Source organism: Streptomyces sp. NPDC000941, from assembly GCF_053599555.1.
Genome location: NZ_JBSFMM010000035.1, coordinates 48,415 through 61,991 on the forward strand (window position 1 = coordinate 48,415; position 13,577 = coordinate 61,991).

Annotated in this window: 11 protein-coding genes and 1 riboswitch; of the genes, 5 read left to right on the top strand and 6 right to left on the bottom strand. The window is 73.5% G+C overall.

Features of this window, described 5'->3' with window-relative positions; translation table 11 throughout:
* Positions 1–26 precede the first annotated feature (26 nt).
* The 6 genes from ACWDSL_RS14185 to ACWDSL_RS14210 all read right to left on the bottom strand — a co-directional run bounded on the left by ACWDSL_RS14185 (position 27) and on the right by ACWDSL_RS14210 (position 6,774).
* Positions 27–806: an enoyl-CoA hydratase/isomerase family protein gene (locus tag ACWDSL_RS14185; RefSeq protein WP_450485083.1), complete on the bottom strand. Its 780-nt coding sequence runs from the start codon at positions 804–806 to the stop codon at positions 27–29.
* Between the two features lie 117 nt (positions 807–923).
* Positions 924–1,148, bottom strand: coding sequence for a helix-turn-helix domain-containing protein (locus ACWDSL_RS14190; RefSeq protein ID WP_014180721.1), 225 nt, complete (start codon positions 1,146–1,148; stop codon positions 924–926).
* 381 nt (positions 1,149–1,529) lie between these two features.
* A complete protein-coding gene (gene abc-f / locus ACWDSL_RS14195; protein ID WP_450485086.1) occupies positions 1,530–3,128 on the bottom strand; it encodes a ribosomal protection-like ABC-F family protein in 1,599 nt (532 codons plus the stop codon).
* Positions 3,129–3,294: 166 nt separating this feature from the next.
* Positions 3,295–4,782 (bottom strand): hypothetical protein, encoded by a 1,488-nt coding sequence (locus tag ACWDSL_RS14200; protein WP_450485088.1) that lies wholly within the window; start codon positions 4,780–4,782, stop codon positions 3,295–3,297.
* A 122-nt stretch (positions 4,783–4,904) separates the two neighbouring features.
* The gene (locus ACWDSL_RS14205; RefSeq protein WP_450485090.1) at positions 4,905–6,041 is read right to left on the bottom strand and encodes an alpha/beta hydrolase; all 1,137 of its coding nucleotides are present in this window, start codon (positions 6,039–6,041) and stop codon (positions 4,905–4,907) included.
* A gap of 97 nt (positions 6,042–6,138) precedes the next feature.
* Positions 6,139–6,774, bottom strand: a complete 636-nt coding sequence (locus ACWDSL_RS14210; RefSeq protein WP_450485102.1) for a class II aldolase/adducin family protein — start codon at positions 6,772–6,774, stop codon at positions 6,139–6,141.
* A gap of 394 nt (positions 6,775–7,168) precedes the next feature.
* Here ACWDSL_RS14210 and ACWDSL_RS14215 point away from each other — a divergent pair, with 394 nt between their 5' ends.
* From ACWDSL_RS14215 to ACWDSL_RS14235, 5 genes are all read left to right on the top strand, one after another.
* Positions 7,169–8,413 carry an anion permease gene (locus ACWDSL_RS14215; protein ID WP_450485092.1) on the top strand — a complete coding sequence of 415 codons (1,245 nt, stop codon included), beginning with the start codon at positions 7,169–7,171 and terminating at the stop codon, positions 8,411–8,413.
* Positions 8,414–8,425: 12 nt separating this feature from the next.
* Positions 8,426–8,692, top strand: coding sequence for a hypothetical protein (locus tag ACWDSL_RS14220; protein ID WP_450485094.1), 267 nt, complete (start codon positions 8,426–8,428; stop codon positions 8,690–8,692).
* A gap of 122 nt (positions 8,693–8,814) precedes the next feature.
* Positions 8,815–9,015, top strand: a riboswitch (cobalamin riboswitch).
* 160 nt (positions 9,016–9,175) lie between these two features.
* Positions 9,176–10,471 carry a cobalamin biosynthesis protein gene (locus ACWDSL_RS14225; protein WP_450485096.1) on the top strand — a complete coding sequence of 432 codons (1,296 nt, stop codon included), beginning with the start codon at positions 9,176–9,178 and terminating at the stop codon, positions 10,469–10,471.
* Between the two features lie 2 nt (positions 10,472–10,473).
* Positions 10,474–12,198, top strand: coding sequence for a cobyric acid synthase (locus ACWDSL_RS14230; RefSeq protein ID WP_450485098.1), 1,725 nt, complete (start codon positions 10,474–10,476; stop codon positions 12,196–12,198).
* A partial coding sequence (locus ACWDSL_RS14235) for an ATP-binding protein (protein WP_450485100.1) occupies positions 12,195–13,577 on the top strand: 1,383 nt, incomplete at its 3' end. The genes ACWDSL_RS14230 and ACWDSL_RS14235, both read left to right, overlap by 4 nt.

Here is a 13,577-nt window from a genome sequence, read left to right on the forward strand (position 1 = left end):
GGCGGTGGCGCCGCCCGTAGACGGTGCTACTCGCCCAGCCCCGCCAGGGCGCGCAGCCGCCGGGCCTGCGCGGCACGCTCGGCGGCGCGCTGCTCCTCGTACGTCCGCTCCCCCGCCCCACGCAGCAGCGCCTTGGTCTCGATCACGGCGTCGCGGTCCGCGGCGAGCAGCGCCGCGGTCAGGTCGCGGACCGCGGCGTCCAGCTCCGCGGCGGGTACGACCAGATTGGCCAGGCCGGTGCGCTCGGCCTCATCCGCGTGGACAACGCGCCCGGTCAGGCAGATCTCCAGGGCGCAGGCGTAGCCCACGAGGGAGACCAGCGGATGGGTGCCGGTGAGGTCGGGGACCAGCCCCAGGCTGGTCTCGCGCATGGCGAACTGCACATCGTCAGCGCAGACCCGCAGGTCACAGGCGAGGGCCAGTTGGAAGCCCGCGCCGATGGCGTGGCCCTGGACGGCGGCGACGGAGATGAGGTCGTGCCGCCGCCACCAGGTGAACGCCTCCTGATACCCGGCGATGGCAGCGTCCAGCTCCGAGTCGGAGCGGCGGGCCAGCTCGAGGAAGGACGGCTCGCCGTCGAACCCCTCGGGCGTGAACGCCTGCCGGTCGAGCCCCGCTGAAAAGGACTTGCCCTCGGCGCGCAGCACCACCACCCGCACGCTGCCCGGCAACGCCTGTCCGGCCTCGGCCAGGGCGCGCCAGGTCGCGGGCGACTGAGCGTTCCGCTTGTCGGGGTTGGTCAGGGTCACCGTGGCGATCGCATCGTCAGCGGTGAGGTGAACGCCGTCCTTGTCCAGCAGGGTCACAGAAGCCTCCGGTGGGTGCGGTCACACGACTAAGTGACTGCACAGTAACCACCCGGCCGACGGTCCGATCAACCGGGTGGCACCGCTCATACCCACCGGTACGACATGCCTGGGGCGTCAGGCCGGTGTTGCGGCCTTCTTGCCCCGTGTCGCTCCACCGCGACCACGCAGGGCCACGCCGGACTCACTGAGCATCCGGTGGACGAATCCGTAGGAGCGGCCGGTCTCCTCGGCCAGCGCCCGGATGCTTGCACCGGAGTCGTACTTCTTTTTCAGGTCTGCCGCGAGCTTTTCGCGCGCGGCGCCGGTCACCCGGCTGCCCTTCTTCAGAGTCTCGGCCACCCGTGCCTCCTCATGGGAAGTGCGCTCTGGACTCTCATGATCACCCCTAGGCGGCTTCCTGGCCACCCATTCGGCAAGGTCTCTGGAGGAAGGCTTTCCCGAATTGATGGGGTGATCGCCCCCGGAATTGAAGATTCCGCAGGCAGTCGCGCTCAGAAACGGTCCACATGGTGGACGAACCGGCAGGTCAGGCCGTCGATGGTCGCGATCGCACCACCGCACGCCGGCGCGCGGCACGCTTTATGCGCCGGTCACTGACGGCGCGCCGCGGTACCAGCCGTTCTCACTCAGATGAAGGATCACGCCTAGGCCGAATGATCTATGGCGCATGATCTACGAGGGGGCTGATCCGTAGCGGATCCGGAGCAGATCCATGGCGGCTCAGGCGAGCGCGACGAGGTCCGCGTAGTCCTCGCCCCACAGGTCCTCGACGCCGTCCGGCAGCAGAATGATCCGCTCCGGCTGCAGCGCGTCGACCGCGCCCTCGTCGTGGGTCACCAGCACCACCGCGCCCGTGAAGGTGCGCAGCGCGCCGAGGATCTCCTCGCGGCTGGCCGGGTCGAGGTTGTTGGTGGGCTCGTCGAGCAGCAGGACGTTGGCCGAGGAGACCACGAGCGTGGCCAGCGCGAGCCGGGTCTTCTCGCCACCGGACAGCACACCCGCCGGCTTGTCGACGTCGTCGCCGGAGAAGAGGAAGGACCCCAGCGTCTTGCGGATGTCCACGAGGTCGAGGTCGGGGGCTGCCGAGCGCATGTTCTCCAGGACCGTGCGGTCCGGATCCAGCGTCTCGTGCTCCTGTGCGTAATAGCCCAGCTTGAGACCGTGGCCGGGGGTGAGCTGCCCGGTGTCCGGCTTCTCGACCCCGGCCAGCAGCCGCAGCAGGGTCGTCTTGCCCGCGCCGTTGAGCCCCAGGATGACCACCCGTGAGCCCCGGTCGACGGCCAGGCCGACGTCGGTGAAGATCTCCAGCGAGCCGTACGACTTGGACAGGCCCTCGGCGGCCAGGGGCGTCTTGCCGCACGGGGCGGGGTCCGGGAAGCGGAGCTTGGCGACCTTGTCGGACTGCCGCACCGCTTCGAGCCCCGACAGCAGCTTCTCGGCGCGGCGGGCCATGTTCTGCGCGGCCACCGTCTTGGTGGCCTTGGCGCGCATCTTGTCCGCCTGGGAGTTGAGGGCCGCGGCCTTCTTCTCCGCGTTGGCCCGCTCCCGCTTGCGGCGCTTCTCGTCGGCCTCGCGCTGGGCCTGATAGAGCTTCCAGCCCATGTTGTAGATGTCGATGACCGAACGGTTGGCGTCCAGGTAGAAGACCTTGTTGACGACCGTCTCGACCAGGTCCACATCGTGGGAGATGACGATGAAGCCGCCGCGGTAGGTCTTCAGGTAGTCCCGCAGCCAGATGACGGAGTCGGCGTCGAGGTGGTTGGTCGGCTCGTCCAGGAGCAGGACGTCGGAGTCCGAGAAGAGGATCCGGGCCAGCTCGACCCGGCGGCGCTGACCGCCGGAGAGCGTATGCAGGGGCTGGCCGAGCACGCGGTCGGGCAGCCCGAGGCTGGCGGCGATGGTCGCGGCCTCCGCCTCGGCGGCGTAACCGCCCTTGGTGAGGAACTCGGTCTCCAGCCGCTCGTACTTCTTCATCGCGCGCTCGCGGGTGGCGCCCTTGCCGTTCGCCATCCGGTCCTCGTTCTCGCGCATCTTGCGGAGCACGGAGTCCAGCTCACGGGCGGAGAGGATGCGGTCGCGGGCGAGCACGTCGAGATCGCCGGTGCGCGGGTCCTGGGGCAGATAGCCGACCTGGCCGGAGCGGGTGATGGTGCCGGCGGCCGGGATGCCCTCACCGGCGAGGCACTTGGTGAGGGTGGTCTTGCCCGCGCCGTTGCGCCCGACGAGGCCGATGCGGTCGCCCTTGGCGACGCGGAAGGAGGCGGACTCGATGAGGACACGGGCGCCGGCGCGCAACTCGATGCCGGAGGCGGTGATCACGGGAATTACTCCAGGGCAGGTGGACGGCTGGACGGACGGGCGAAAAGAGGCCGACGCCGTCTAATGCGCGAGGAGAATTGCCATGCGATTAGTTTAGCGGGGCCCGCAAGGGCTTTTTCCCGGCCCCGGGCGGGCCTCCCAGGTACGGAGCAGGGGTCTGGGCTGGTCAGGCGCCGCCCGTGTGTACCTGGAAGGCCGCGCGGCGGACCGCCTTGGCGAGGGCCGGGTCGGGGTGGGCGGCGGCCAGTGCGACCAGGACCTGCACGGTGCGGGGGTGGCCCACGGCCCGTACCTCCTCCAGCAGCGCCGGGACCGTGCCCTGCACGGCGGACTCCAGATGGCGCACGAGCAGCGGGCTCTCGCCGTGGTCGGAGATGGCCGCGGCCGTGTCCACCCACAGCCAGGTGGCCTCCTCGCGGGTCAGCACGTCCAGCGCGTCCTCCGGGTCCACCCCCTCGTGCTCGGCCAGCCACAGCAGCGCGTACGGGCGCAGCGCGGACTCGTCGACCACGGCCCGTACGGTCGGCTCGGCGGGCGCCCCGACGACGCGCAGCGCCTCGAAGGCGAGCCCGCGCAGCAGCGCGTCGTCGCCGCGGGCCGCCTCGATGAGCTCGGTGACGGCGCTGCCGACGGGCCGGGCGGCGAGCCAGGCCCGGTACTCGGCGCGGGCCGGTCCTGGGGTCAGGCCCGCGCAGCCGCGCAGCATGTCCGCGGCGGGCTGCTCGATGTTCCCGGCGGGGCTCTGGGCGGCGACGCAGATCTGCTCCAGCTTGACCCACACCGCCCAGTTGCCGAGCGCGGTGAGGACGGCCTCCCGCGCCGCCTCCTCCACGGCCTCCCGCGCCCCTTCCACGGCCTCCCGCGCCGCCTCCGCCGCCTCCTGAGGGCCGTCCGCCAAGGAGCCGTCCAGCACCACGAGCGCGCCCACGGAGGCGAGCGCGTCCAGGGCCCAGTCGAGCAGCGTCTCCAGGGAGTGGTCCAGGGAGTCGGCGGCGTCCGGCGTCCCGGCGGGCGGGATGTCGTCGGGGCCGGGGGCGGCCACGGGGCCGTACGGCACCTCGCACCGCTCGGTGCGCAGCTCGGCGACGCGCTGCTGAAGCATGTCCAGAAGCGTCGCGACCTGCACCGGACCGGCCGACAGCTGAAGCAGGGACAGCAGCTGCGGCAGCGCCTCCACGACCTCGGCGACGGCCGTGGGCTCGGCCGTGACCGGCGCCGGGCGGTCCAGGGACCAGGCGTCGAGCAGCGCGACCCAGCCGCGCAGCACCGCGCTGTCGTCGCGGTCCCAGGCGCGCAGCCGCCACCCGGGGCGGGCGATGCCGCCGTGCAGCTCGATCAGGCCGACCAGGCGGGCCCGGTCCCAGTCGGCCCGGATCCGTTCAGGGGGGACTCCCAGGGCGGTGGCGGCCTCGGCGACGGCCTCGGCGGGGAGCACGCCCGGGACGGCGTGCCGGCTCGCGGCCCAGCGGGCGATCTGTACGGCCCCGGCAAGTCCCGACCTGGCCTGCCGGGCGAGCTCCGAGGGCGGCGGAGTGCCCTCGGGCGGGCGGGGCGTCGGTCGGGAGCCGCGGTTCGGCACAACCCGGCGGGCTGTGGCCATCGGCCGCTGGCGGACGAGTCGGAGCCGGGAGTCGCGCGGAGTACGGGACGTCACGGGAGCAGTCTCGCCCGTGACGGCCCGAAAGCCCAATCGGCACCCGTACGGCGGTTGCCCGCGCTGGTCACAAAGGTCGCCGACGGCGCTTCCGGATCCCCTCCGTGCGCCGGTGGTGAGGGTCACATCAGCGGCATCAGAAAGCGGCCCAGCATGTCTTCGTACCCTTCGGGGTCGGCGTTCCACATCGCGGCGTGCGGGGCGTTGCGCACCGGGTGAAGGGTGACCAGTTCCGAGTGGCGCTCGGCGAGTTCACGCGAGGCGCCCCAGGGGGCGATGGTGTCGTCCGGACCGTGGATGATCAGCGTCGGCACCTTCGGCCCGTCCAGATCGGCCATCGCGGCCTGCTCCATCAGTCGGTCCCCGTGCAGTCCCGCCCGCCCCTCGGCGGCTCGTATGGCCAGCGGCAGCAGCGCGGAGGGGATTCGCCGGGCCGAGGCGAGCGCCCGCAGGGTGGCCTGCCAGTCCAGCACCGGAGAGTCCAGAACGAGTCCGCTGATCCGGTCCCGCAGCGCGGAGCCCGCGGCGGCGCGCAGGGCCATGGTGGCGCCGATGGACCAGCCGTACAGGATGACGCTCTCCGCGCCGTAGTGCACCGCGTAGCGGATGGCGGCGTCCAGATCGCGCCACTCGGTCTCGCCGAGGTGTCCGATGCCGTCCTCGGGGCGGGGGGCGCCCACATCGCCGCGGTAGGCGATGTCGAGCAGCGGGAACCGCCGCTTGTGCAGGAACGGCATCAGCACCATGGGGTGCTCACGGGTGGTCCCGAGGCCGTGCGCGGTGATCATCCAGGCGGAGCGGTCGCCGGGTATGAACCAGGCGGGCAGCTGGCCCAGTTCGCCGGGTATGTCGACGTCGGCATGGTCGATCCCGAGCGCGTCCCGCGGATTGCCGATGTGCACCTGCGGGGTGAAGCCGACGCGGGTGCCGGGGGCCAGGGTGCCGTACGTCACCCGTTCCAGGCGGCGGACCACGGAGTCCGGGGGGTGCGGGGCGTCCTCGATGACGGGCCCGACGACGGCGTGGCAGCCGGAGCCGGCGAGGCCGTACGTGCCGGGGCGCAGCGAGGCGAGGCTGCGGGTGAGGGTGATCCGGTCGGCCTGCGTGGCGTGCACGGTGAGCCGCGGGTCGTGCGGGAACGGCCGGCCGGGGCCGGGCTTCAGGGCGGCGCCGCTGGCGTACCGCCCGGCCGCCACCGCGCCGGCGCCGACACTGAGCATCGTGGTGGCGGCCACAACCGCCTTCGTCCGCAGCTGCATCTCTCCCAGTGTGGTCGGGGAAGCCGCCGCGGGCCAGCGGGCGCCGCCCGGCCGGGTGATCGACCCGCGACCTGCCCGGCTCAGCGGGGCCGGCGGCTCAGCGGGGCTGGCCGTAGCCGCTGAGCTTGTCCGCGGCGCGGCGCAGCTCTTCGGGTGACAGCAGGGCCGGGGTGTACCCAGGGACGGCGGCCGCGGTGAGCCAGACCCGGCACATCCACTCCAGCTGGGCCGTCCGGTCGTACGCCTGGTCGAGCGTGGCTCCGTGGACGACGGTGCCGTGGTTGCGCAGCAGACAGCCGGTACGGTCGCGCAGCGCGTCGAGCATGTTGTGGGCCAACTCGTCGGTGCCGTACAGGGCGTAGCCCGCGACGCGCACCGGGCCGCCGAGGGCGCAGGTCATGTAGTGGATCGCGGGGACCTCGTCGACCAGGGTGGAGACGGCCGTGGCGTGTACGGCGTGGGTGTGGACGACGGCCGCGGCGTCGGTGTCGCGGTAGATCGCGAGGTGCATCGGCAGTTCGCTGGTGGGGGCCAGCTCGCCGATCACCTGGCGCCCGTCCAGGTCGACGCCGACCGCGTCACCCGGGCCGAGCCGGTCGTACGGGACGCCGCTCGGGGTCACCAGGACGATGTCGCCGACCCTGGCCGAGACATTGCCCGAGGTGCCGACGACCAGGCCGTCGGCGACCGTCCTGCGGGCCGTCTCCACCACCCGCTCCCAGCCCTCCCGCAGGTCCGGTCGCTCCCCAAGTCCATTCGGTCGTGCGGCATCCGGCTTCGTCACGATCCCTCACCTCCGGGCGCCGATCATGGCAGGCGAGCCGTCGTGTACGCATCAGTGCGGGGGCGAGTGGATCATCGGTGCCGCCTTCCCGCAGGTGCGTCACCCCCGAGCCCACCTCAGTTCATCTTCCGTTCACCCCATGTCCTTACTGTCGTGGCCACACCCTTTGGTTGTCGCACCGATTGCCCAGGGGTGTGCGAATCCTCCCCCTCCCACAGGAGGGGCTTCTCGTGCGGCCATCCCGGTGGCCTCGCGGTGGCCAAAATGCACTACGCACGGTAGTCACATGGCGACGCTCCGTGTCGCCAAGTTCGGGGATCGCATTCCCCCACGAAGGAGTTCGATGGAACACATCACGCTTCTCATTGGGATCGTGATCGTTACGGCCTTGGTGTTCGACTTCACGAACGGCTTCCACGACACGGCCAATGCCATGGCGACCACGATCTCCACGGGGGCTCTCGGTCCCCGGATCGCGGTGGCGATGTCGGCGGTCCTCAATCTCGTCGGCGCGTTCCTCTCCGTGGAGGTCGCCAAGACGATCTCCGGAGGGATCATCGACGAGGACGCCGGAGTCCGCCCCGAAGTGATCTTCGCGGGGCTGGTCGGCGCGATCCTGTGGAACCTGCTGACCTGGCTGGCCGGGCTGCCCTCCAGCTCCTCGCACGCCCTCTTCGGCGGCCTCATCGGCGCCACCCTGGTCTCCGTCGGCATGGACGGGGTCAACAGCGACAAGATCGTCATGAAGGTCCTGATCCCGGCCGTCGCCGCGCCGATCGTGGCCGGTGTCGCCGCCCTGGTCGCTACCCGGCTCACCTACCGGCTGGCCCGCGGCCGCGACCCCCAGGACACCGCGAAGGGCTACCGCGCCGGGCAGATCGCCTCGGCCGCGCTGGTCTCCCTCGCCCACGGCACCAACGACGCCCAGAAGACCATGGGGGTCATCACCCTCGCGCTGATCACCGGCGGTGTGATCGCGCCCGACTCCGACCCGCCGATGTGGGTCATCGTCTCCGCGGGCCTGGCCATCGCCCTCGGTACGTACCTGGGCGGCTGGCGCATCATCCGCACCATGGGCAAGGGCATCACCGACATCCAGCCGCCGCAGGGCTTCGCCGCCCAGACCGGCGCCGCGACCGTCATCCTCGCCTCGTCCCACATCGGCTTCGCGCTCTCCACCACCCAGGTCTGCTCCGGCTCCGTGATGGGCGCGGGGGTCGGCCGCAAGGGCGCTGTGGTGCGGTGGTCCACGGCGGGCCGCATGGTCCTCGCCTGGGTGCTCACCCTGCCCGCCGCGGGCCTCGTCGCGGGCGGCGCCGCGCTGCTGGCGGACCAGGGCGACTGGGGCGTCACGGCGGTCGCCGTGCTCGCGGTCGCCGCCTGCGCCGGGATCTGGGCGGCCTCGCGCCGCAAGCCCGTCGACCACACCAACGTCAATGACATCGACGAGGCTACGGCGCTGCCGCCCGAGCCGGTGGGTGTCGTCACGGCGGCCCTCCAGTCCGTGGCCCCGCCGCCCGCCCGTGCCGCTTCCACCTCCTCCGCCACCCCGGCAGGCGCCTCCGCGGCCACCGGCAGCACCAGCTAAGGAAGTAACGCGATGAGCATCGACTGGGCGGCCCTCGGCCAGGTCTTCGGCATCAGCCTCGTGGTGACCGTCGGCTTCGTGGGCGTCTTCACCCTCGGCATCCTCGGCACCTCCCGTAAGCCGCAGCGGGCGGAGGCGGCCACCGACACGGCCGCCACCGCGTCCACCGCCCCGGCCCCGGCCGGCGGCGCCTTCGGCCCCGCGCGCACCGGCGCGTACCTCTGCTTCGCGCTGTGCGCGGCGGCCGTGGCATACGGCATCAACCTGATCGTGGCCTGACTCCGTTCGACCCACTCACGGCCGCCGGGCTGGAACGCGCCGACCAGCGCGTTCCAGCCCGGCGGCCGTGGCATGTGCTCCTCGGCACACTCACACAGGGTGGGGCATTCGCGAGTTGACGGCCATTCGCGGCCCATGGTGGACTTCCGGAGCCAAACGGCGGCAGGAGAGGAAGCCGGTGAGAATCCGGCGCGGTCCCGCCACTGTCACCGGGGAGCGCTCTCCCATCGCCCGTACGAGTCACGGCCGTCCACACGTCGGCTGGAAGACCGGGAGAAGCGCGGATCCGGGAGCCAGGAGACTCTCACCGCCGGTCACGTCGAACCAGGGCGCGGACCCTGAGTGAGGACATACCGCCATGCCCGGCACCGCCATGCCGCCGACCCGCCCGCGGCCCCTGCCCCTGCGCCACGTCCCGGCTTTCCCGACACTCCTGATGTTCCCGACGTTCCCCATGTCCCAAGGCAAGACGGCGGGCTGACGATGCGTGCCGATCACGCCTGGTACGCGTGCGGCGCCGCCCTCGGCTTTCTCGGCGACCTCGCCATGGGCGATCCGCGCCGCGGCCATCCTGTGGCCGCGTTCGGGCGCGCCGCCCTGGCCGTCGAGCGGCTGCTGTGGCGCGACCACCGCGGATCCGGGGCCCTCTACACCGCGCTGTGCGCGGGCGGCGCGGCCGCGGGCGCCGTGCTGTCGGTGCGCGCCGTACGGGCCTTGGGGCGCCCCGCGCCGGGAGGCTCCGCTCTGGGCAGCGCTGTCCTCAAACCCGCGGGACGTCCCGTCTCGGGGCATCCCGTCTTGGGGCATCCCGTCTTGGGGCACCTCGCCGCGGAAACCTCCGCTCTGGGGCGCCGCTCCCCCGCCGCGCAGACCATGCTGACCGCCGCCGCCACCTGGGCGGTGCTCGGCGGGACGACGCTGGGCCGGGAGGCGCGGGCTGTCGGCGGCGCGCTGACCGCCGGTGACCTGAACGCCGCCCGGCGGCGGCTGCCGCACCTGTGCGGGCGCGATCCGCAGGCGCTGGACGAGTCACAGATCGCGCGCGCCGTCGTCGAGTCGGTCGCCGAGAACACCTCGGACGCCGTCGTCGGCGCACTGGTGTGGGGGGCGGTCGGCGGGGTGCCTGGCCTGGTCGGCTTCCGGGCCGTCAACACCCTGGACGCGATGGTGGGCCACAAGTCGCCGCGCTACCGGCGGTTCGGTTGGGCCTCGGCCCGGCTGGACGACGTGGCCGGCTGGCCCGGCGCACGGCTCACCGCGGCGCTGGCCGCCCTGGCCGGGCCCGATCCGCGCGGCGCGTGGCGCGCCTGGCGGCGCGACGGCCACCGCCATCCGAGCCCCAACGCGGGCCCCGTGGAGGCCGCGTTCGCGGGCGCGCTCGGCGTACGGCTGGGCGGCACCCTCGCGTACGGCGGCCGCGTCGAGCACCGGCCGGTGCTCAACCCCGGCGGGCGGCCGGTCGAGGCGGCCGACATCGAGCGCGCGGTACGGCTTTCGCGGCGCGTCGGCGCCCTGGCGCTCGGCGTGTCCGTCGCGGCGCGGCTGGCAGTGGGAGCCCGGCCGGCTGTGGGGGCCCGGCCGGCGGCGGGGGCCCGGCCGGCGGCGGGGGCGGCGCCGCGGTCGGCCCGTACGGCCGCGCGGCCCGCCGCCGCGCCCGTACCCACCACGCGTGCTCCACATGGCGCGCTCACCCGCTGGGCACGGTCCCTGCGGGCACCCGGCGCGGGCCGGTCGGGCGGTCCGGCGACGGTGCGGCCGACGGCCGCGGGGAGGGATTGAGGATGAGCGGGATACAGGGCGGAGGCGCGCCGGGCGGCGGGCTGCTCGTCGCGGGTACGACCTCGGACGCGGGCAAGAGCGTCGTCACGGCCGGAATCTGCCGCTGGCTCAGCCGTAAGGGCGTCAGCGTCGCGCCCTTCAAGGCGCAGAACATGTCGCTCAACTCCTTCGTGACCCGCGACGGGGCGGAGATCGGCCGCGCCCAGGCCATGCAGGCCGCCGCCGCACGCGTCGAGCCGAGCGCCCTGATGAACCCCGTCCTGCTCAAGCCCGGCAGCGACCGCAGCAGCCAAGTGGTGCTGCTGGGCAAGCCGGTGGGCGAGCTGAGCGCGCGTGGGTACCACGAGGGACGGCAGGAGGCGCTGCTGGGGACCGTCACCGAATGCCTGGCCGAGCTGCGGCGTACGCACGACGCGGTGATCTGCGAGGGCGCGGGCAGCCCCGCCGAGATCAATCTGCGCCGCACCGACATCGTCAACCTGGGGCTCGCCCGGGCCGCCCGGCTGCCGGTCGTCGTGGTCGGGGACATCGACCGCGGCGGCGTCTTCGCGTCGTTCTTCGGCACGACCGCGCTGCTCTCCGAGGCCGACCAGCGGCTGGTCGCGGGCTATCTGGTGAACAAGTTCCGCGGCGATGTGACCCTGCTGGAGCCGGGCCTTCAGATGCTGTACGGCCTGACGGGCCGCCCGGCCATGGGCGTGCTGCCGTACGCGCACGGGCTCGGCATCGACGAGGAGGACGGCCTGCGGGTGTCGCTGCGCGGGGCGGTGCGCGAGAGCGTCGTCGCGCCGCCGCACGGAGCGGACATCCTGCGGGTCGCGGTCGCCGCCGTGCCGCTCATGTCGAACTTCACGGACGTGGACGCGCTGGCCGCCGAGCCGGGCGTGGTCGTGCGGTTCGTGGACCGGCCGGAGGAGCTGGCCGACGCCGATCTGGTGGTGCTGCCGGGCACCCGCGGCACCGTACGGGCGCTGGCATGGCTGCGCGAACGCGGTCTGGCCGCGGCGATCGCGCGGCGGGCGGCGGAGGGCCGACCGGTGCTGGGCATCTGTGGCGGCTTCCAACTGCTCGGCGAACGCATCGAGGACGAGGTCGAGTCGCGGGCCGGGACCGTCGAAGGGCTCGGGCTGCTGCCGGTACGGGTGCGGTTCGCGGTGTACAAGACCCTGGCCCGGCCGGTCGGCGAGGCGCTGGGCGAGCGGGTGGAGGGCTACGAGATCCACCACGGGGTCGCCGAGTTGCTGGACGGCGCGGACGAACCCTTCCTGGACGGCTGCCGGGTCGGCTCGGTGTGGGGCACGCACTGGCACGGCTCGCTGGAGAGCGACGGCTTCCGGCGCGCCTTCCTGCGGCGGGTCGCGGACGCGGCGGGCCGGGCGTTCGTCCCGGCGCCCGACACCAGCTTCGGGGAGCTGCGCGAGGAGCAGCTGGACCGGCTGGGCGACCTGATCGAGGAGCACGCGGACACGGACGCGCTGCTACGGCTGATCGAGAACGGCGTACCGGACGGGCTGCCGTTCGTCCCACCGGGGGCGCCGCCCCAGCCTCCCGGGCCGTCGCTGCCCTCTCCTGCCGCATCTTCGGAGGCAGCTTCAGAGGCCACCTCTTTGGTGGCGACGTCTGCGGAGACAGCGTCTGCGGAGGCAGCGGCTACGAAGACGTCGTTCCCCCCGCCCCGACCGGACCACCACCACCGCGCCCACACCGCTGGAGGTACCCAGGCATGACCGCCACCCCCTACCCGTTCACCGCGCTCGTCGGCATGGCCGACCTGCGGCTGGCGCTCCTGCTCAACGCCGTATCACCGGCCGTCGGCGGGGTGCTGGTGCGCGGCGAGAAAGGCACCGCGAAGTCGACGGCGGTGCGGGCGCTCGCCGCCCTGCTGCCCGGCATCGACGTGGTCGCCGGCTGCCGGTTCTCCTGCGACCCCGCCGCGCCCGACCCGGGCTGCCCGGACGGTCCGCACGAGCCGGGCACCGGCACCGTACGGCCCGCCCGGATGGTCGAGCTGCCGGTAGGTGCCTCCGAGGACCGGCTGGTCGGGGCGCTGGACATCGAGCGGGCGCTGTCCGACGGGGTGAAGGCGTTCGAGCCGGGCCTGCTGGCCGACGCGCACCGCGGCGTGCTGTACGTCGACGAGGTCAACCTGCTGCACGACCACTTGATCGACCTGCTGCTCGACGCGGCCGCCATGGGCGCCTCCTATGTGGAGCGCGAGGGCGTGTCCGTACGGCACGCGGCGCGCTTCCTGCTGGTGGGCACCATGAACCCCGAAGAGGGCGAGCTGCGGCCGCAGTTGCTGGACCGCTTCGGCCTGACGGTGGAGGTCGCGGCGTCGCGGGACACCGACGAGCGGGTCGAGGTGGTGCGGCGGCGGCTGGCGTACGACGAGGACCCGGCCGGGTTCGCGGCGCGCTGGGCGGACGAGGAAGGTGCGCTGCGGGAGCGCGTGGCGGCGGCGCGCGCCCTGCTGCGGCAAGTGCGGTTGGGCGATGGCGCGCTGCGGCAGATCGCGGCGGTGTGCGCGGCGTTCGAGGTGGACGGGATGCGCGCGGACATCGTGACGGCCCGTACGGCGACGGCGCTGGCGGCGTGGGCGGGGCGTACGGAGGTGACCACCGAGGACGTACGGCAGGCCGCACTGCTGTCGCTGCCGCACCGGCGGCGGCGGGCTCCGTTCGACGCGCCGGGGCTGGACGAGGACAAGCTCGACGAGGTGCTGCGCGAGTCCGGCGGCGGGGACGACGACCCGGACCCGGGGCCGGAGGATCGGGACGAGCAGGACGGGCCGGAGGGACCTGAGGGACCGGGCGGACCTGACGGGCCTGGGGGTCCCGATGGGCCGGGGGGCGGGCAGCCGCCGCAGGGCGCGCCGGAGCAGGCGCCGCCGTCGGCCGGATCGTCCGTACCGGAGCAGCGCACGGGCCCCGACGGATCCAACGGCCCCGACAGGTCCAACAGCTCGGACAGCCAGGTCCCTGATGCCGCCGACGGGGGCGTGGGCGGGGCCGCGGCGGGCGGGCCCGGCGGTGAACGCGCGGCCGTGGGCGCCGCCGAGCCGTTCCGGACCCGGCGGCTCGACGTACCGGGGCTCGGCGAGGGCGCG